Source organism: Pelosinus fermentans JBW45, assembly GCF_000271665.2.
Lineage (GTDB): Bacteria > Bacillota > Negativicutes > DSM-13327 > DSM-13327 > Pelosinus > Pelosinus baikalensis.
The window spans coordinates 4,209,360-4,228,115 of record NZ_CP010978.1 but is presented as its reverse complement, the minus strand read 5'-3'; the positions used below and the strand labels follow the sequence as shown (position 1 = coordinate 4,228,115).

Sequence of the window (18,756 nt, the reverse complement as noted above, 5' to 3'; positions counted from 1 at the left end):
TGGAGGGGTGCTAATATGAGAACGGCTATTTTAGGAGCAGGGGCACTGGGGATTATCATTGGTGCTTTGATGACGAAGAACGGTAAGCAAGTTGAGCTGATTGATTCTTTTAAAGAAAACGTTAATGCACTGAATGCGAATGGCGCCACGGTTACTGGTAATCTTGAACTTCATCAGCCGGTAAAGGCAATCACGCCTGAGGAAATGACAGGAACGTATGATCTTATCCTTTTATTAACAAAACAAACAGCTAACGCGACAGCGTTACCCAAGCTGCTGCCTTATTTACACAAAGATAGTATTGTATGTACGCTGCAAAACGGGGTTCCTGAAGATTTGGTAGCTTCGTACGTTGGAAAGGAACGAACCATTGGTGGCGCAGTTGGATTCGGTGCTACTTGGCTTAAGCCAGGTGTGTCTGAGCTTACTTCGACCCTAGAAGCGGTAGAAAAATTTGCTTTTGAGATCGGCGAAATTGATGGGATCCTGCGCCCGCGATTGGAAGAAGTGAAAGAGACCCTTAGTGCAGCTGGCGGGACAACAATTTTAACCAACCTGATGGGCATCCGCTATACCAAATTGCTGATGAATTCTACGTTTAGCGGTATGTCTGCTGCTCTAAACGGTACTTTCAGCGACGTTCTGGCTAATCCTAAGGCTATGGTCTGCGTTGCCCATATTGCAGACGAGGTTATCAAGGTATGTCACGTTCTGGGATACCGTATGGTGGAGATGCAGGGCGCTGATATGGAATTCCTAGAGCTAAGTAGTAAGGCTGATATTCCATCCAAAATGGATTTTTACAAAAAAGTGTGGGGTCGGCATAATAACAAAGCAAGTATGCTCCAAGACTTGGAAAAGGGAAACAAGACTGAGATTGACTATATCAATGGTGTTGTATGCCTGGGAGGGCAAAAATGCGGGGTACCAACTCCCTTTAATGACATGGTCGTCAAGTTGGTAAAAGAAGCAGAAGCCAGAGGCGGCGTAAATGATTTCAGTTATCTTGAGCGGTTCAATGAAATTATCGCGAGTGCAAAATAAGTCGGCTAATAAAAATGAAATATAGGGAGGCAATCTACTGTGGAAGTATTTGGGATATTGCTCAGTTTGTTTTTGCTGATGTTCATGGCGTACAGGGGTTTTTCCGTCATTCTATTTGCACCGATTTTTGCACTCATGGCAGCTGCAAGCCAAGGTTTTTCAGTGATGCCCTCATACACTGAATTGTTCATGGCGAAGGCAGTAGTTTATGTAAAGTCATTTTTCCCTATCTTTATGCTGGGGGCCGTTTTTGGCAAACTCATGGAGGGAACAGGTTTCGCCAAGGCGATAGCTTATAAGATACTGCAAATCGTAGGAAAAGATCGCGCTATCTTAGCGGTAGTAATTGCGGGTGGTGTATTGGCCTATGGCGGGGTAAGCCTCTTCGTCATTGTATTCGTTATCTATCCTTTCGCCGCGGCACTTTTCAAGGAAGCTGGTGTTCCCAAACGATTCATACCAGGAATTATTGTATTAGGTGGATGCACATATACCATGGATGCTCTGCCAGGTACGCCCCAAATACAAAATATTATCCCTGCGAATTTTTTTGGTACGAATGTCTACGCCGCACCTTTGTTGGGTATTATCGGGTCAATAATGATTTTTGCTGGTGGTATGTATTATTTTCAATGGCGTCTTAAAAAAGCCCATGCCGCTGGAGAATTTTACGGCGAAGGTCATATCCTAGAACCAGACGAAGCCGACACTAGTGCCCTCCCCGACTGGAAACTGGCGATGTTACCACTGCTTGCCGTATTGTCTATTAACTTTATTATGACTAACGTCTATCAATGGAATCCCGATATTCTGGCTCCGTTCATTGGTATGAAATTACCGCTGGTTGCTCCTGCTGTTAAGAATGTTTTAGCAATCTGGTCGTTGATTATCGCTGTTGTCATTGGAATTGTCTTGGCAATTGGCTTAGGTTACCGCAACTTGCCCAAAGGTGGTTTGGCAAATGCATTAAATGCAGGAGCTATCGGATCACTTTTGGCAATTATGAACACCGCTTCTGAAGTTGGCTATGGTAATGTTATTGCTTCGTTACCTGGCTTTAAGTCCATCGCTGATGCACTCTTGGGTATCCATTTAGGTGGTACGCCGTTAATGTCCGAAGCTGTGACTATAACTACATTAGCTGGTATTACTGGTTCTGCATCCGGAGGGATGTCCATCGCTCTTGATTTGATGGCCAAAGATTGGCTGACCTGGGCAAATGCTATAGGTATGTCTCCAGAGGTTCTTCATCGTGTTGCAGCCATGGCTTCAGGCGGGATGGACAGTATGCCGCATAATGGCGCAGTGATTACCATTATTGCAGTATGTGGTTTGACGCATAAACAATCGTATGGGGATATCGGTGCCATCGTTGGTATTAAAACGGTAGCCGCTTTTGCTGTTATTCTTATTCATATGGTGACAGGCATTATATAAGAGAGAGTTTTTGGCAGAGAAAGCCGGAATAGCCGACTTTTTCTGCCAAAATAAAATTGGAGGCAAGGTATGTCCAAAATTACGACGATTGAACAAGCACTTGAATTTGTGCAGGAAAATATGACTGTTATGATCGGTGGCTTCCTCGGAGCGGGGACGCCCGAACGCCTGATAGATGCACTGGTTAACAAAGGGACGAAAAATCTGACTTGCATTGCGAATGATACGGCTATGCCCGATAAAGGTATCGGCAAACTTGTGGTTAGCCGACAACTAAAGAAGGCAGTGGTCTCTCATATCGGAACTAATCCCGAAACAGGGAGGCAGATGAATACTGGAGAACTTGAGGTGGAACTGATTCCCCAGGGTACTCTAGCCGAGCAGATTCGTGCCGGTGGCGCCGGATTAGGTGGCATACTCACGCCAACGGGTCTTGGAACGATTGTCGCTGAGGGGAAGGAAGTTATAACAGTAGACGGGAGAGAATTTCTACTGGAAAAATCCTTGAAGGCTGATGTGGCACTGATTAAGGCACATACTGCCGATACAGCCGGGAATTTGATATTTTATCGTTCAGCCCGCAACTTTAACCCCTTGATGGCCATGGCAGCTAAAGTGGTTATCGTTGAGGCTGAAAACATTGTAGAAAAAGGTCAGATTGATCCGGATCAAGTGATGACGCCGGGCATATTTGTTGATTGGATTATCAAGGGGTAATGGGGGATATAAAAATGGATGCAAAAACGATTATAGCGAAGCGGGTAGCTCAGGAGTTTGAGGATGGGTATGTTGTGAACCTTGGCATAGGGATACCCACATTAGCAGCTGATTTCCTGCCAACTGGTATTAGCGTTATTCTTCAGTCAGAGAATGGTTTTTTAGGGCTGGCTCCTTTGGACGGCCCAGTTGCCGATGTGGATCTGGTGAATGCTGGCGGCAAGGCAGTTTCCATTATCCCTGGCGGAGCGGTATTTGACAGTGCCATGTCGTTTGCCATCATTCGGGGCGGGCACGTGGATATGACTGTTCTGGGGGCATTAGAAGTTGATCAGGAAGGAAATCTCGCCAACTGGATGGTGCCAGGGAAATTGGTGCCGGGTATGGGCGGAGCTATGGATCTGGTATCGGGAGCCAAGAAGGTCATCGTCGCTATGGAACATACTACAAAAGATGGCAGCCCCAAAATATTAAAAAAATGTACTCTTCCCTTAACCGGTAAAGGCGTTGTTAATTTTATTATTACCAACTTGTGTGTATTTGAAGTAACTCCGGCAGGTTTACTTCTTCTAGAAATTGCACCGGGGGTTACGGTAGATGAAGTGAGGACCAATACTGTGGCTGAATTTGTGATAAAGCCTCAAATGTGCACCATGCCAATCGTTTAAGTGTTTGACAACAGCCACGACAAAAACTTTCTGACAGCGCGGTTGGAGGACATTTAGGAGGATATTTAGGGACGTCAGAGTGTGCGAAAACAATCGCTCTAAAACGCTCTAAAAATAACAACTAAAGGCATGAATATCAAAGGTTAAATGATATAATAGAATATGTAAAATGAACTGTACTATTTGTAATAGCGAAAAAACTCCTGCTCAATTTTGTAGAAATTTTGGCAGGAGTTCTTTGTATTTATAGGAAATATTATAAAAGATAGAGTGAGGGATTTTAATTATTGGATGACTCATCGGAACCGTCCGAAACCACTGAAAAACTATTTTGAATGCTATTTCAAGGCTAGTAAATCAAGATTATGGCATGGACTTCTGAAAAAGAAAGAAAAACTTTCTAATAAAAACAAGCAAAAAATATATATTGGAGAATTTTTAAATGATAAAATTAATTGCATCTGACATGGACGGAACGCTCATATTTGATCAGAAAATTTCAAAGGAAAATCTAGAAGCGATTCACGCAGCGCAAAAAAAAGGAATAAAGTTTGCTATTGCAACTGGTAGAGCCTATGAGGACGTTAAGCCATACTTAGATGAATATGGCTTAACATGTGAATGTGTGGTTTTGAATGGAGGAGAGTATCGGGATAGTGCTGGTACAATCGTTGAAGGAATTTATATTGATAAGAGTTTGGTAAATGAAATTATAAGCATACTGTCTGAGGGGAATCTAGCAGCTGAGATATATACAAATGATGGATATTATACAACAAATACAGAGGAAGAAATATTAGATAGTATGGTTAAACGATCAAAGATCTTCCGACCGCATATTACAGATCCAAATGAAATTTACCGAAATGCGTTGAATCATCCGCATTTTGTTAAAATGAAATACATAACGAATATCGATGAATTTTTAAAAAGTAATGTAGAAATAGGCAAATTTATTTCTTTTGCAGATTCAGCTGATGAATTAAATGGACCACGAGAAAAATTAAATAAATTGAGAGGAATAGTGGTATCGTCTAGCTTTACAACGAATATTGAAATTAATGACAGGTATGCAACCAAAGGACGGATATTAGCCAAAGCTGCAGCAAGAATGGGTATAAATAAAGACGAAGTAGCTATTTTAGGCGATGGGTTTAATGATTATTCTATGTTTGTAGAGTTTCCCAATTCATTTGCTATGGAGAATGCAATACCCGAAATTAAAGAGGTGGCGAAATATATCACGGCAAGTAATGTGGAACATGGTGTAGCAAAAGCGATTTATCGCATGTTAGAACGCTAGTGACAGTCATGAACGGTGGTTTGAGGGACAAGGGAAGGGGATCTGTCCAATGTATTTATAGATTGTTACATAATTTGACTGTTATACCTGATACGGAGAAAGGGAATGTCCCCAGTGTCCTATTTTAATATTGTTGAAATAGAAAAAACAAAAATTTAATATAATATTGTTAATGCACCAACGGGTGGGAGGACAGGCCATGAACAAAGAAGAACGGGTCATAATGGGTTTCAGGGACTTATTAAACAAGATGGTTTCGCTTAATAAGTTTAAGATGAAAGACAGTCTTAAGGGTTATAAATCTTCTGAAGTACATTGCATCGAATATATTGGAAGAAATGTAGATTCCAACGTGACAAAACTTGCGGAGTCCTTTTATGTGACTAGGGGTGCCATAAGTAAACTAACTAAGAAGCTCATAAAAAAAGGCATTATCGAAAGCTACCAGAAACAGGATAACAAGAAAGAAATCTATTTTAGGCTTACTGAGCAAGGGAAAGTAATTAACAAAGTCCATGAGGAACTGCACAAAGAGTTTCAAGAGCGGGATAAAGCCGTATTTGAGCAAGTAACCGAGGAACAATTTGATAGTATGCTTAGCTTCGTGGAAAAGTATAGTAGGCATTTGGATGCAGAAATAAAGAAGCTAGGTGTAGATATAACAAATCCAAATGATTTTGAATAATGGGGTTGTATCAAAAAGTAGCCTAAAGGGGGCTGTATCAAAACGCTGGAACATCAGCGCATGATACAGCTCCCTTTTTTTTATATATATTGTTGACAAAGAAACAATAAAGCGATAGAATGGTTATGTTTCCGGGGAAACATAACCATTCTTTTTTGAGAGATGAGAAATTTAAATGTGTAAATTTAAATCAATCAATACACAATATACAGAACAAATCCTTGATAAGGAGGAAAGAGGAAAAATGAAAGTCATGGGATTTATTGCAAGTCCGCGGAAAGAAGGCAATACCGCTTGGATCGTAAACCAAATACTCGAAGGTGCGAAAGTACATGGCGCCGAAACCCAATCATGGTATTGCAGCGATCTTGATATCAAACCGTGCCAGGGTTGCTGGGGCTGCCACAAGGGCGATCAGGGTTGTGTTATCAAAGACGACATGCAGAAACTTAATGATGCGATTGATCATGCCGATGCCATTGTTTTCGGCTCGCCGATTTACATGATGCAGATGAGTGCCCAGGCGAAGATATTCATCGATAGGATGTTTGCACGATTCTCTCCGAGATACTCTCCGTATTTCAAAGAAGAAAATGCCGCACAAAAAAAGCTGATTCTTACGTTTAATCAGGGTAATCCTGATTCCAGCCTGTTCCAGTCGTATATTGATTATACGAAACACATGTTTGAGTTGCTGGAATTTGATGTTAAAGAGGTACCTGTCGTTACCGGTATGCGAAATGGACCGGCGCATGAAAGAAAAGATCTGCACACTGTCATGAAGGATATCGGTTCATCGCTGGTTTCGGAACGATTCCCGGAATATCGGAGCACAGAAACAGTTCCGTGAAAGATTGCCCTGATGTGGTGCCAAAAATCCAGGAAATGTTCGGGCTTCCTGATTTCTTTAATAAATGTATATAGATATAATCAAATAGGATAAAAATAAAAATGCAGGAAAAGGATATATTATGTAGAAATATATGGGTTATAATATTCTTATATATGAAAAAGGTTCATATATAAGAATATTATAACCCTACATGTGCTGATATGCACTGGAGGGTGAGAGGAAGAGGGACTTCTAGTTCTCATGGACAGGTTTGGTGAGGGACAGGGAGGCGATGGGAAAGAGAATCTAGTACTTACATTTATTTGCAGTAAAGTGCAAAATAATATTCAGTTGGAGGTAAAACATGAAAAAACGGATTATTATGATACTTTTAATTGTTAGCTGTCTACCTTTAGTATTATCTTCATTTTATTACTACAATCTAATCTACAATCAAACGATACAAGAATATAATGAGAAAAATATGGAAATATTATCTGCGGTGCGTAATGATGTTAGCCATTATCTTGATATGCACTTTGTGGTGTTAAAAGTACTTGCTCAGAATCCTAGCATTATTAGTTTGGATCCTAATGGAAAATCATATTTAGTAGATGCTAGGAAGCTCTATCCAAAGTTGGAGTTAGTTGTAGATGATAAAGTGGGGAACCAACGTTTTCGTGATGATAACCAAAAACTTGGGAATGCGGCTCATCGACAGTTTTTCCAAGATTCAATAAATGGTAAAGAAGTGGTATCTGATGTTATCATTAGTATGTCAGATGGAAAACCAATAGTGGTATTAGCCGTGCCACTTAAAAATCAAGAAACGATTACGGGTGTCATCCAGGGAGCCCTGCCGCTATCTGTCTTAGATGACTTTTTGCGGGAAAGGGCGGGGCGGCAGTCTGTAGCTTATATAGTGGATCGCTCAGGGAAAATCTTGGCCCATACTGATTCTAACATTGCAGCCGAGCATAAAGATGTAAGCAAGGAAAGTTATATACAAGATGGATTCACAGGTAAGAATGGTACGACAACGATTACGGATGATCAAGGAAATATTAAATTTGTCTATTACACCTATGATGCTAAGACGGGTTGGATTATTTGTTCTGAAGTCTCAAAGGATGTAGTAATGGCTCCTATAAAAATTGTGCAGAAACGATTTGTTATAGTTCTTACTTTGTTGATCTTTATCATAGGCACGTTAGGATACTTCATATCAAATAAATTTGTCCGGCCTATAAAAATAGTATGTAATCATGCTAGAGAAATTGCAAACGGCAACTTAGCAGTCGATAAAGTTGATATAACAACGCGAGATGAAATGGGCGATCTTGCTAGCAGTTTTAATGAGATGGTAAAAGACCTAAGAAAACTGGTATTTAATATCTCTCAATCGGCTGAGCAACTTGCAGCCTCCTCCGAGGAACTGACAGCCGGTGCAGAGCAATCCTCCCAGGTTACAAGTCAGATTGCTATCGCTATTACTGAAGTTGCACAGGGAACAGAAAATCAGGTGAATGCTGTTAGGGAGGCAACTGTGGTCATCGAGAAAATGTCAGCAGGTATTCACCAAGTGGCTTCAAACGCTAGCGCTGCATCTGAAATATCTGAGAAAACATCGGTGGCAGCTGAGGACGGTACGAAGTCAATTGCTACAGCTATCTCCCAGATGGCAAATATTGAAAGGGCGGTTACTAATTCAGCAAATGTAGTGGTACAGCTAGGCGACCGGTCTAAGGAGATTGGACAAATTGTAGATGTTATCTCCGGTATTGCAGGACAGACGAATCTCCTTGCCTTAAATGCTGCTATTGAGGCAGCTCGCGCAGGTGAGCAAGGACGGGGTTTTGCTGTAGTGGCTGAGGAAGTACGTAGGCTTGCCGAACAATCCCAGGAGGCAACGAAGCAAATTGCCAATCTAATTGGCGAAATTCAAAATGACACAGATAAAGCTGTTGCTGCAATGAATGAAGGTACGCAAGAGGTTAAGATTGGAACTGAAGTTGTAAGCAGTACAGGAGAAGGCTTTCATAACATAATGAAACTTGTTAACGAGGTATCGAGCCAAGTGAAAGAAATTTCGGCTGCAATTCAGCAATTGGTGAGTGGCAGTGAGCAGGTTGTTGCTTCTGTGGAAATGATTCATAAGATTAGTAAAGAAACAGCGGGACAAACCCATACAGTATCGGCATCTACTGAAGAACAGTCGGCTTCTATGGAAGAAATAGGATCCTCCAGTCAGAGTCTTGCAAAAATGGCTCAAGATTTGCAAAGTGCTATTCAAAGGTTTAGAATATAAGTATAGCAGAACCGTATCATTGATAACGGTGCAAAATGTCCTCAATCCTTGCGTATGCAGGGATTGAGGACATTTCTAATTTGTTTGCCAATAAAGATACAAGAACTCAAGCCTGAACCCCAATTTTTTCCTGCCGTCCCTTGACTTTTTAGTAAACAGAAAAATTAAGTTATCCATTGCTTAGTGTCATCATATAGTTTATAAAATGTTTCAGGTGGGTTGCTCATGGAAGAATCAATTCTCTTTTCTCTTGACTCTGAGCAGCAGGTACTGCTCGCAGCTTTACTAGCGATAATAGTATCTGATAATTTTAACGAAGACCAACTAAATATTTTGGGGAACTTTGTAGAAGCAGTGGGGCAAAACATCCTGCTAATACAAGCGATAGTATCGTCGAATCCCCCATCAACAAAATCGGATAGTTCCTCAAATACACAAGTTCAAAACCTGCAAAACAGCATTAATATGTTACATCAGGATTTAGAGACCATGAAGGCAAAGATTGCTGCTTTAGAAGGAAAACAGCAATAACTATTATAATGGGATAAAGGCTTTAAAAAGAACCTATTAAGCTTTCGTTTCACGGTGTTAAAGTGATAGCAATTAAATAGGGGAATCTGTCTACGATTAATGTGAATCATATGAGTCAAATGATAGTTCACATAACGCACGTGGTTATACCGCAATAAAATTTATGGGATATAGATCAAACCAGCGATAGAAGTATTACCTTCTTTAAGTAAATAGGCCTTGAGGTTTTGTAAGGCGTTAATTGTCTGCGTAAAATTTAAACGTAGCCAAAAACGAAAGAATGTATGTGATTGTCCCCCAAAGATAGGAATCCTATTTAAAGTATACAATGTAGAATTTATCCTATCTCGTCCAAAGTTTACGGTAAAAGCTGCCCGATAGCCAGCTTCCTTTGCCAATCCGATTACTCGTTGATCATATTCTCCACCTGGATAAGCTAAATAGTCTACCTTTTTACCTAACCGCCATTCTATCGCTTCCTTTGATTTGACTAATTGATTACGAATTTCCTCATCAGAAGCCTTTGGAAGTGAAATATGACTTAGAGTATGTGCTTCAAAACTTACCCCATTATCACTCATTTCCCTTATTTGATTCCATGTTAAATATTTTCCGTAATTGTTCACAAAATCGGTGATTACAAATATTGTCGCGGTAAAATGATACTTTTGCAAGATTGGATAGGCTACCTGATAATTATCTTTATAGCCATCATCCAAAGTGATTAAAATAGGTTTAGGTGGAAGTTTCTTTCCAGATTGCAAATAATCCGCTAGTTGGTCAGGTGAGATTCCGGTATAACCCTCCTGGTATAAATAATTAATTTGCGCTTCAAATTCGGTAGAGCTAAGTGTTAATGTATTATGGTCCTTATTGTTGATTTGATGATAGTTTAAAACTGGTATGCCTTGGAAATAATGAAAGGCGATATAGCTTAGTCCTAATAATATAAAAATTAAAATGATAATTCCATATCGGATCGCTTTCTTCGTAACTATCTGCAAAAAAAATGCAACTCCTTTATATAAGTAAGGTAGAATATGATTTTATTATATACTGGAATTCCAAGAGGTGGGCTATTTTAGCGTCAATTTATTAATTTTTATGTTCTTTCAATAGCATTGGTCCTGGATAAAAACTACGCATATTCCCATATTGATCTTTATGATAGAATGAATATAAAGTAGAATGATTAGGAGGATATTTTGAAAAAATTAAAAGTGTTATTACATACTGATGAGCCCAGTAAAATTATTCGTTGAATATAAGTGATTGAGTATGTGAGTAATTACAAAATGTTGGCCCTTGTTTTTGGCAAGTAAAAATACATAAAACGGCAGCCAAAATATACATAGGACACTTGCCGATGTTGTATTTTGTACTTTTTGATAGAATGAACAGGTGAGGTGAGATGAAAGACATGACCAGATTGCAAAAAATTCAGACAGCAACGCAGCAAATCGCCGAAGCCATATCCAGCGCGCTGAGTATGGATGTGACAATTGCTGATGAAACTTTGGTGCGCATAGCCGGAACCGGATGTCATCAACAGACTATCGGTCAATCTTTGAGTAGTAATTCTATCTACAGCCGGGTGTTACGTCGCGGCGATGAATATTTGATTAAGGATGTAAGTACAAGTAATGCTTGCGAAAATTGCGGAAGAAAGTCCATTTGTACAGAACTGGCCCAATTATGCTGTCCCATTCGTTTAGGTCAGGATACCATCGGCGTAATTGGCCTGGTAGCGTTTTCGCAAGAGCAGCAGCAAGAACTTGTTCATAAGGGACCAAACTTATTGGCCTTTATGCGAAAGATGGCTGAATTGGTAGCAGCCAAAGTACTTGAAGTTGAGGCTATGCAACGGACGATAGCGCTAAAAAAGCAGCTACAAATAGTACTTAACTTTGTTACAGAAGGAATCATTGCCATTGATCAGCAAGCCAGAATCAGCAATTTGAATTTTGCAGCGGAAAAATTGTTAAAAGTCAAAACTAGCGATGTTCTCGGTTTTCACATTAACGAAATATTTCCTGGAACACCGTTAGAAGAATCTCTTAGAGACGGTAGTCAATTTGTCGACAAGGAAGTGAAGTTATGGCAACACGGCCATCAGCACCATTATTTTATCAGTGCTAAGCCAATAGTAGATAGTGATGTCATTCAAGGGGTTGTTGCTAGTTTCAGAACGGTAGGCGGACAGATAGGCCGATCCCATCGAGTAGCTCCGGTAAGTTTTTCTGACTTAATAGGAAAAAATCCTCTTTTCCTGCAGATTTTAGAAGAAGCAAAGCAAGCAGCTGCAGGGTCAGCTACCATTTTGATTGGTGGGGAAAGCGGTACGGGTAAAGAGGTGTTAGCTAAAGCCATTCATTTTGCCAGCGCACGTAGGGAAGGTCCTTTTGTCGCAATAAATTGTGCAGCTATTCCGGAATCCTTGATGGAAAGTGAATTGTTTGGTTATGAAGAAGGGGCTTTTACGGGTGCTAAACGGGGGGGCAAGTCAGGAAAATTCCAGATGGCCCATGGTGGAACATTATTTTTGGATGAAATTGGCGATATGCCACTGTCACTGCAAGTGAAAGTGCTACGGGTTATCCAAGATCGTATTGTGGAGCCTGTTGGTGGCATTCAGGGTAATCCAATTGATGTTAGGATACTGGCAGCATCCAATCGGGATTTGGCTGAGCGGATTAAAGAAGGATTATTTAGAGAAGATTTATATTATCGTTTGAATGTAATCAACCTCGTATTACCACCATTGCGCCACCGGGTCGAAGATATTTTACTACTAGCGCGAAATTTCTTGCAACGATTGGCTGCATCTTACGATAAGAATCTCAAGGATTTTGAATCAGAAGCATTGTACTGTCTGCAGAACCATGATTGGATAGGTAATGTGCGCGAGTTAGAAAATGCAGTAGAATGTGCAGTAGTAAAAGCAAAAGAGCCTTTGGTTAGCGTACGGGACTTACCAGATCGCTTAGTCGGCCATATGAAAAATATGCCTGAACGTCAGCGCCTAGTTAGTTTACTGGCCGAGTTTGGTTCAGATGTGGAAGGCAAAAAAAAAGCGGCTGCTGCGTTGGAAATCAGTTTAGCAACGTTATACCGCAAAATGAAGAAGTATGCTTTGCAATAATTGAGAAATTTCGCAATTATTTGTCAGTGTTTCTCGTTTAATAGTGAGAAAAATTAGAATGAATCCCCCGATTTTCGGGGGATTATTTTTGGCATGCTTTTTGCAATAATAATTAGATAGCGGATCATTTATTTGGATAGGGATTGGCATTCTTGCACTGGTGACTAATCTATTTTATGAAAATGAGAGGAAGATTAATATGAAGGAACTATCGTCTGTAACAGTCAATCCCTTGTGGTTGGAGTTTATCAAAGCGGTAAAAAAAGAGGTCGTACCTGCTTTAGGGTGCACAGAGCCAATTTCATTAGCGTTGGCGGCAGCCATTGCCGCACAGAGACTGGCAAAACCGGTGGAAAGAATCGAAGCTAAGGTCTCAGCAAATTTGATGAAAAATGGCATGGGAGTTGCTGTGCCGGGAACTGGCACCACAGGACTCTTAATTGCTGCTGCCGTCGGTGCTCTTGGTGGCGATCCTGAAGGCAAGCTGGAGGTTCTGAAAAAACTAACGCCTGAACAGATTGTGACTGGTAAACGTATGATTGCAGAAGATCGTGTTCAACTTTCCATTGCACATGTACCTAATATTCTCTATTCAGAAGCACGGGTTATCCACGGCGAGGATTGGGTACGGGTTTGCATTGCTGATGCCCATACCAACGTAGTGCTTATTGAGGAAAATGGTAAGATCGTATTTCAAAATGAGCCACAAAATACGATAGCAGTTGACATGGATAAATACTCTTTAATTGGTGTTCGAGCTAGTGATGTATATAATTTTGCAGTAGAAGCACCGTTGGAAATGATTAGCTTTATCCGTGAAGCCGCCACCCTGAATGAGTCACTGTCGAAAGTAGGTATGGATGGACAATACGGGCTGCATATTGGTGCAACCATGAATCGTCAGATATATCAAGGCTTGTTATCTGACAGTCTGTTCACTCAGATATTAATGCGTACTGCCGCTGCCTCAGATGCTCGGATGGGGGGGGCAACCCTGCCGGCAATGACTAATTCCGGTTCTGGTAATCAAGGCATAGCCGCAACAATGCCTATCATAGTAGTCGCCCAGCATATAAAAGCCGATGAAGAAACGCTGATAAGAGCATTAATGTTATCCCATATGATGGCGATTTATATTCATGACAAACTTCCTAAATTATCGGCACTGTGCGCCGTAACTACAGCATCTATGGGAGCTGCCGCCGGAATGTCTTGGTTATTGAAAGGTGATTTTGAGACCGTCAGTATGGCTATTTCAAATATGATCGGTGATGTAGCCGGAATCATTTGTGATGGCGCTTCCAATAGCTGTGCCATGAAAGTATCTACGTCAGCTACAGCTGCTTATAAGGCTGTACTAATGGCACTCGAAGGCATACGGGTTACAGAATATGAAGGAATTGTTGCCAATGATGTAGATCAATCCATTGCAAACTTAGGCGAATTAGCCTGCCAAGGCATGAGTCAAACGGATGAACAGATTTTACAAATTATGTTGAAAAAGAAATAGTAAGTTGAGCGTTGGTGAAGCTTATCTAATAAGTAAGTGAAACGCCAAAAGAAACCGAAACGTCCTGTGTCGAGCAGGGCGTTTTTTTGTTATCTAATCTTGCAGGTGATTTATACATGAAAATGCTGTGGTAGAAAGAAGTTTATATCAAAGTAAATATTTACATGTTATGAGAATTTAAGTATGCTAAAATTTCAGAAAAAGGACATATGACCTTTTAAAAGATTATTAGAACAATTAGAATGATGGTGAGCCAAGTTTTAAATAGAAAAAATATCCTATTTAAAAAAGAAAACTATTTTTCATAATTCTGCGAGTGTAAAGATATAATTTGAAAGTTGTGAGGTTAATCATGCAGTTTGATGATTTTTTATTTAGTGAGCCTCAATTGAAAGAATTGCTAATCGGAATGCCAGAAAAGATAAGGGCAAAAGTTTCTTTGAAAAAAATACCTGCCGGGGAAACTTTGTTAAAAAAGGGGGAAAAGGTAGAATATGCCTATATTCTTATTGGCGGTGAATTGAAGGTCATTAATGAATTTGAAAATGGGCGGATTTATATCTTTGAGCGAATACGACCTATTAGTTTTGTTAGTGAACTGGAGATTTTAGCCGGTGAAATGGAATACGTTAGTACGGTTGAAACTGTTAATAATTGCAAGGTACTGATGATTACTGCTAAAGACTTTGCTAAATGGATTGCGTGCGATCATGCAGTTTTGTTGAAAATATCCCAAATTCTTGCTAAGAAAATGTATTCTACGGCAAGTAAAACGGGAACCGCTAATTTCTTGTCAGGCATACGCAAAATCCAGACTTATATTATCAAATATTATCAAGAAAACCAAGGGAATATCGATGTATTGCTCATTGATAAAAAACGACAACAGATTGCGGATGAAATAGGGGTAAGTGTAAAAACGATTAATAGATGTGTTGATAAACTGAACAGTGCCGGATTGGTTTTTGTGAGAAGCGGAAAAATTTATATTAGTAAAGGTCAGTATGCTAATTTGCTTCTTGAAATTCAGAATTTTAAATAGTTAGCAGTAATTTTACATTTTACAAAACTAAAAATAAAAGTATTGGTACTAGTTCTGGCGTGAAGTCAATGCAGGGTGAAACGGTATCAAGTGAATATTAAAAAGTGCTTGTTATAAAAAATAATAAGCAATATAAGAAAAAATGATTTATAGGAGGTTAGCTAGCATGAAAGAAAAATTAGTTCAAGCGGCGAGAGAAGCGCGAGAGTATGCTTATGTACCATTTTCACATTTTAAGGTAGGCGCGGCGGTAGTTGGTGATAGTCAGAAGATATATCGTGGCTGTAATGTTGAGAATGCATCTTTTGGATTGACCAATTGTGCAGAACGTACAGCAATTTTTAAAGCAATTTCCGAAGGCGAGCATAAAATTGAAGCGTTAGCCGTGATTGCCGATACAGAAGATCCCGTTTCGCCTTGTGGTGCTTGTCGGCAAGTATTGTCTGAGTTTTGTACAAGGGATACCAAAATTTATTTGGCTAATTTACATGGTGATATAGAAGTATGGACGATGGAACAACTATTACCCGGTTCATTTAAGTCAAGTGACATGGATAAAAAATAATAACTAAAGGGGATATCATGAATTATTTATTAGCAATAGTAGGTTTACTCGTGGTGTTTTTGCTTGCGTATGCTGCAAGTAGTAGTAAAAAACAAATTCGCTATCAGTCTATTTTTATCATGTTAGTTTTACAATTTTTATTGGCTTTTGTGTTAATTAATACCGAGATTGGAGAATTCTTTATCGGTGGTTTTGCCGCTATTTTTTCAATTTTAATTTCTTTTGCTATGGAAGGTATTGGTTTTGTTTTCGGTGGACTTGCGAAAGGTGAGCAAGTAGCATTTTTCTTTAGTGTTTTAATGCCGATTGTTTTTATTTCTGCGTTAATTGGCATTTTACAATATACTAAAATTTTACCTTTTGTCATAAAATATATTGGGATTGTTTTAAGTAAGGTTAATGGCATGGGAAAATTGGAATCTTATAATGCAGTGGCATCGGCAATTTTAGGACAATCTGAAGTATTTATTTCGGTCAAAAAGCAGATTGGATTATTGCCTGAGCATCGCTTATATACGTTGTGTGCTTCAGCAATGTCTACTGTGTCTATGTCGATTGTTGGAGCATACATGAAAATGATTGAACCTAAGTGTGTTGTGGTTGCATTGGTGCTCAATCTATTCGGGGGCTTTATTATTGCATCCATTATCAATCCCTATGAAGTAACAGCGCAGGAGGATAGTTTGGAAGTGGAGGTAGAAACGAAGCAATCCTTTTTTGAGATGCTGGGTGAATATATTATGGATGGCTTTCGAGTGGCAGTTATTGTAGGAGCCATGTTGATTGGGTTCGTAGCGTTAATTGGCATGGTAAACGGGATTTTTGCATCAGTTTTCGGAATTACCTTTCAGCAAATGTTAGGATTTGTTTTTGCTCCGCTTGCGTTTGTAATGGGGATACCGATGCAGGAAACAGTGGGTGCAGGTAGTATTATGGCAACGAAATTGGTAGCTAATGAATTTGTTGCGATGTTGGATCTGGGAAAAAGTACAGAGCTTTCAGCGCGAACTGTCAGTATCGTTTCTGTTTTTCTCGTATCGTTTGCCAATTTTTCCTCGGTAGGCATTATAGCTGGGGCGGTAAAAGCCTTACAAGAAAAGCAAGGGGACATCGTTGCTCGCTTTGGCTTAAAGCTTATTTATGGAGCAAGTCTGGTTAGTCTTCTATCAGCTACTGTCTCTGGCTTCTTTTTCTAGTATAATAGAATAAAAAGACGGTTGAAGATAATGAGATATGAAACTATGACGTTTAAACGTGTGCATGAGTTACGCTAATTCGAGGGGAGAGAATTTCTGTGAGAATGGTAGATTTGATTGAAAAAAAACGGGATGGAAAAGAGCTAACAACAGCTGAAATTTACTTTATTATTGAAGGTTATACAAAAGGTACGATTCCTGATTACCAAGTGAGTGCTTTGGCAATGGCAATCTTTTTTCAAGATATGACCGAGAGAGAACGTGCTGATTTAACAATGGCAATGGTTGAGTCTGGTGATACGATTGATTTGTCAGCGATTGAAGGAATCAAGGTTGACAAGCATTCTACTGGCGGTGTAGGTGATACGACTACTTTGGTGCTTGCACCGCTCGTGGCGGCTGTCGGCGTTCCTGTGGCTAAGATGTCGGGACGGGGACTTGGTCATACGGGTGGTACGATTGATAAATTAGAATCGATTGCTGGTTTTCATGTGGAGATTGAGAAAGAGGAATTTATCAACTTGGTAAATCGTCATAAAATTGCCATTATCGGACAGAGTGGTAATTTAACGCCAGCCGATAAAAAGCTGTATGCTTTGCGTGATGTGACGGCTACCGTCAATTCCATTCCTTTGATTGCTAGTTCGATTATGAGTAAAAAGATCGCAGCAGGCGCAGATGCTATTGTTTTGGATGTCAAAACTGGCGCTGGTGCTTTTATGAAAACTGAGGAAGATGCGAAAGAGTTAGCACAGGCCATGGTACGAATTGGCAATAATGTTGGTCGGAAAACGATGGCAGTGATTTCAGATATGAGTCAACCGTTAGGTTTTGCGATTGGTAATGCGCTAGAGGTCAAAGAAGCAATTGATACCTTACAGGGAAAAGGTCCGAAAGATTTAGAAGAACTCTGCCTAGTATTAGGTAGTCAAATGTCCTATTTGGCAGGAAAATCCGCTTCTTTAGCAGAGGCAAAAGCAATGCTGCAAGACGTGATGAAAAATGGGAAAGCTTTGGCAAAGTTCAAAGAGTTTATCATAAACCAAGGTGGCAATCCAGAGGTGGTTGATCATCCAGAAAAATTACCACAAGCAGCTTATCGCATTGAAGTTCCCGCGAAAAAAGATGGAGTAGTAGCCAGAATCGTAGCCGATGCTATCGGAACAGCGGCTATGCTACTTGGAGCAGGACGAGCAACGAAAGAATCGGAAATTGATTTGGCGGTTGGTCTTGTCCTGCATAAAAAAGTTGGCGATAAAGTCAGCAAAGACGAGTCATTGGTAACGATTCATGCGAATCAAGAAGTGGTAACTGAGGTCATAGAAAAAATCTATCAAAACATATATATTGAAGACAAAGCTGATGTGCCGCAGTTAATTCATGATATTATAACGGCATAAATTATTTTTTAGCTAACATTTTGAAGGTTTTAACTATTGGATTGACTCGCCTGAGCCATCTATGCGATTTTGATGTGCAAACCATCCATGTGCATTATAAGGCATCGTTCGTTCAGGTCGTAATCTCGTTGCCGTTTTCTCCTTCAGGGAGAGGCGGTTCTTTTTTTGCTATTTTTAAATAAATATGGGAATCTATACCTTTTGCTAGAGGTAATAAATTTGAAAACCATTTATTCTATAAAAGAGCATTTGAGTAGAGCAAGGAAGTAATCGAGGGGACGGTTCTACTGAGTTAATAAGCAATGGGGTCAGGATTTTTTATCCATTATGGAATTTATAACTTATGAATTTCTGGCAGAATCGAATCGGTGGAATC

16 protein-coding genes are annotated in these 18,756 nt (G+C 39.9%); 15 read left to right on the top strand and 1 reads right to left on the bottom strand.

Features of this window, described 5'->3' with window-relative positions; genetic code table 11:
- Positions 1 to 15 precede the first annotated feature (15 nt).
- The 9 genes from JBW_RS18685 to JBW_RS18645 all read left to right on the top strand — a co-directional run bounded on the left by JBW_RS18685 (position 16) and on the right by JBW_RS18645 (position 9,525).
- Positions 16 to 1,044, top strand: coding sequence for a ketopantoate reductase family protein (locus tag JBW_RS18685; RefSeq protein WP_007954194.1), 1,029 nt, complete (start codon positions 16 to 18; stop codon positions 1,042 to 1,044).
- 39 nt (positions 1,045 to 1,083) lie between these two features.
- Positions 1,084 to 2,481, top strand: coding sequence for a GntP family permease (locus JBW_RS18680; protein WP_007954196.1), 1,398 nt, complete (start codon positions 1,084 to 1,086; stop codon positions 2,479 to 2,481).
- A gap of 69 nt (positions 2,482 to 2,550) precedes the next feature.
- Positions 2,551 to 3,198, top strand: coding sequence for an acetate CoA-transferase subunit alpha (atoD, locus tag JBW_RS18675; protein ID WP_007954198.1), 648 nt, complete (start codon positions 2,551 to 2,553; stop codon positions 3,196 to 3,198).
- A gap of 14 nt (positions 3,199 to 3,212) precedes the next feature.
- Positions 3,213 to 3,866 (top strand): 3-oxoacid CoA-transferase subunit B, encoded by a 654-nt coding sequence (locus tag JBW_RS18670; protein WP_007954200.1) that lies wholly within the window; start codon positions 3,213 to 3,215, stop codon positions 3,864 to 3,866.
- Positions 3,867 to 4,308: 442 nt separating this feature from the next.
- Positions 4,309 to 5,169, top strand: a complete 861-nt coding sequence (locus tag JBW_RS18665) for a Cof-type HAD-IIB family hydrolase (protein WP_007954207.1) — start codon at positions 4,309 to 4,311, stop codon at positions 5,167 to 5,169.
- 199 nt (positions 5,170 to 5,368) lie between these two features.
- Positions 5,369 to 5,854, top strand: coding sequence for a MarR family transcriptional regulator (locus tag JBW_RS18660; RefSeq protein ID WP_007954209.1), 486 nt, complete (start codon positions 5,369 to 5,371; stop codon positions 5,852 to 5,854).
- A gap of 244 nt (positions 5,855 to 6,098) precedes the next feature.
- Entirely contained in the window at positions 6,099 to 6,704 is a 606-nt protein-coding gene (locus JBW_RS18655) for a flavodoxin family protein (protein WP_007954211.1), read from the top strand.
- Between the two features lie 346 nt (positions 6,705 to 7,050).
- Positions 7,051 to 8,994, top strand: a complete 1,944-nt coding sequence (locus JBW_RS18650) for a methyl-accepting chemotaxis protein (protein WP_007954215.1) — start codon at positions 7,051 to 7,053, stop codon at positions 8,992 to 8,994.
- 225 nt (positions 8,995 to 9,219) lie between these two features.
- Positions 9,220 to 9,525 (top strand): hypothetical protein, encoded by a 306-nt coding sequence (locus JBW_RS18645; protein WP_007954217.1) that lies wholly within the window; start codon positions 9,220 to 9,222, stop codon positions 9,523 to 9,525.
- 161 nt (positions 9,526 to 9,686) lie between these two features.
- Here the strand turns inward: JBW_RS18645 and JBW_RS18640 are convergent, their stop codons facing one another.
- Positions 9,687 to 10,529 (bottom strand): polysaccharide deacetylase family protein, encoded by an 843-nt coding sequence (locus tag JBW_RS18640; RefSeq protein WP_007954219.1) that lies wholly within the window; start codon positions 10,527 to 10,529, stop codon positions 9,687 to 9,689.
- A gap of 416 nt (positions 10,530 to 10,945) precedes the next feature.
- Here JBW_RS18640 and JBW_RS18635 point away from each other — a divergent pair, with 416 nt between their 5' ends.
- From JBW_RS18635 to JBW_RS18610, 6 genes are all read left to right on the top strand, one after another.
- On the top strand, positions 10,946 to 12,667 hold the full coding sequence (locus JBW_RS18635; protein ID WP_036680483.1) for a sigma-54 interaction domain-containing protein: 1,722 nt from the start codon (positions 10,946 to 10,948) through the stop codon (positions 12,665 to 12,667).
- Positions 12,668 to 12,866: 199 nt separating this feature from the next.
- Positions 12,867 to 14,177: a serine dehydratase subunit alpha family protein gene (locus tag JBW_RS18630; protein WP_007954225.1), complete on the top strand. Its 1,311-nt coding sequence runs from the start codon at positions 12,867 to 12,869 to the stop codon at positions 14,175 to 14,177.
- Between the two features lie 352 nt (positions 14,178 to 14,529).
- Positions 14,530 to 15,219 (top strand): Crp/Fnr family transcriptional regulator, encoded by a 690-nt coding sequence (locus JBW_RS18625; RefSeq protein ID WP_007954227.1) that lies wholly within the window; start codon positions 14,530 to 14,532, stop codon positions 15,217 to 15,219.
- A 166-nt stretch (positions 15,220 to 15,385) separates the two neighbouring features.
- On the top strand, positions 15,386 to 15,784 hold the full coding sequence (locus JBW_RS18620; RefSeq protein WP_007954229.1) for a cytidine deaminase: 399 nt from the start codon (positions 15,386 to 15,388) through the stop codon (positions 15,782 to 15,784).
- 17 nt (positions 15,785 to 15,801) lie between these two features.
- Positions 15,802 to 16,980 carry a NupC/NupG family nucleoside CNT transporter gene (locus tag JBW_RS18615; protein WP_007954232.1) on the top strand — a complete coding sequence of 393 codons (1,179 nt, stop codon included), beginning with the start codon at positions 15,802 to 15,804 and terminating at the stop codon, positions 16,978 to 16,980.
- 98 nt (positions 16,981 to 17,078) lie between these two features.
- On the top strand, positions 17,079 to 18,380 hold the full coding sequence (locus JBW_RS18610) for a pyrimidine-nucleoside phosphorylase (RefSeq protein WP_007954234.1): 1,302 nt from the start codon (positions 17,079 to 17,081) through the stop codon (positions 18,378 to 18,380).
- Positions 18,381 to 18,756: the final 376 nt, after the last annotated feature.

Bases quoted from the DNA above. Each gene is read 5' to 3' on its own strand.
- atoD (WP_007954198.1), top strand. From the start codon at position 2,551: ATGTCCAAAATTACGACGATTGAACAAGCACTTGAATTTGTGCAGGAA.
- JBW_RS18630 (WP_007954225.1), top strand. From the start codon at position 12,867: ATGAAGGAACTATCGTCTGTAACAGTCAATCCCTTGTGGTTGGAGTTT.
- JBW_RS18655 (WP_007954211.1), top strand. From the start codon at position 6,099: ATGAAAGTCATGGGATTTATTGCAAGTCCGCGGAAAGAAGGCAATACC.
- JBW_RS18670 (WP_007954200.1), top strand. From the start codon at position 3,213: ATGGATGCAAAAACGATTATAGCGAAGCGGGTAGCTCAGGAGTTTGAG.
- JBW_RS18625 (WP_007954227.1), top strand. From the start codon at position 14,530: ATGCAGTTTGATGATTTTTTATTTAGTGAGCCTCAATTGAAAGAATTG.
- JBW_RS18660 (WP_007954209.1), top strand. From the start codon at position 5,369: ATGAACAAAGAAGAACGGGTCATAATGGGTTTCAGGGACTTATTAAAC.
- JBW_RS18615 (WP_007954232.1), top strand. From the start codon at position 15,802: ATGAATTATTTATTAGCAATAGTAGGTTTACTCGTGGTGTTTTTGCTT.
- JBW_RS18645 (WP_007954217.1), top strand. From the start codon at position 9,220: ATGGAAGAATCAATTCTCTTTTCTCTTGACTCTGAGCAGCAGGTACTG.
- JBW_RS18635 (WP_036680483.1), top strand. From the start codon at position 10,946: ATGACCAGATTGCAAAAAATTCAGACAGCAACGCAGCAAATCGCCGAA.
- JBW_RS18620 (WP_007954229.1), top strand. From the start codon at position 15,386: ATGAAAGAAAAATTAGTTCAAGCGGCGAGAGAAGCGCGAGAGTATGCT.
- JBW_RS18685 (WP_007954194.1), top strand. From the start codon at position 16: ATGAGAACGGCTATTTTAGGAGCAGGGGCACTGGGGATTATCATTGGT.
- JBW_RS18665 (WP_007954207.1), top strand. From the start codon at position 4,309: ATGATAAAATTAATTGCATCTGACATGGACGGAACGCTCATATTTGAT.
- JBW_RS18650 (WP_007954215.1), top strand. From the start codon at position 7,051: ATGAAAAAACGGATTATTATGATACTTTTAATTGTTAGCTGTCTACCT.